At 39.5% G+C, this 585-nt stretch carries 1 protein-coding gene; it reads right to left on the bottom strand.

Features of this window, described 5'->3' with window-relative positions; genetic code table 11:
• Nucleotides 1-165: 165 nt before the first annotated feature.
• Nucleotides 166-585: hypothetical protein (locus tag JFC08_RS13645; protein WP_198331114.1), on the bottom strand; the 420-nt coding region annotated here is incomplete at its 5' end.

The following is a 585-nucleotide window of genomic DNA, read 5'->3' as shown; positions in this document are numbered from 1 at the left end:
CATCCAAGCCTAAGTTATGACGGCAAAATGCAGACTGACGCATTTAAGCGCGAAATGATTAATATCATACAACGAGAGCCTGAAAGTTTTAACAAGCCCAATAAAGGTTTAGAGAGCTATTTACCAAAGATTAAACACTAATGTTTTTTCAAATATCCGTTAAAGTCAAAAGAACCACCGTTTTTTCTTCTTAGCCGTCGCGACGATTGAATCGTCTTTTTTTTCTTGCTCTGGTTCAAGTAGCGGCTCATCGCTCATTTCAGCTTGCTTAAACTCTAGCAGTCTTACTTGTGCGAAATCCTGGATACTGGCGTTGGCTTTATCCAGCGTTTTGTTCAGCTGTGCTATCTGCTGCTGATAATTTTCAATTAACTTCTTTTGATCATTTACCTGTTGGCTGAGGTGTTCATTCTTGAGCTTTTCAAGCGCTAATAGGTGTTCAATGTCCGTATTGTACTGAACACTTTGACTGTTCAGAGGTGTACTTTGGACAGTGTTCACTGAACGTTCAGTACGTTTTTTAGAAATTGGCTCACCAAACACGCGCAACATTTCTGAAACGTCTATTTTCTTATCTGCTGTTCT

Source organism: Psychrobacter cibarius (genome assembly GCF_016107535.1).
In the GTDB taxonomy this organism is placed as follows: Bacteria; Pseudomonadota; Gammaproteobacteria; order Pseudomonadales; family Moraxellaceae; genus Psychrobacter; species Psychrobacter cibarius.
This window is presented reverse-complemented; position numbering and strand designations above follow the sequence as displayed.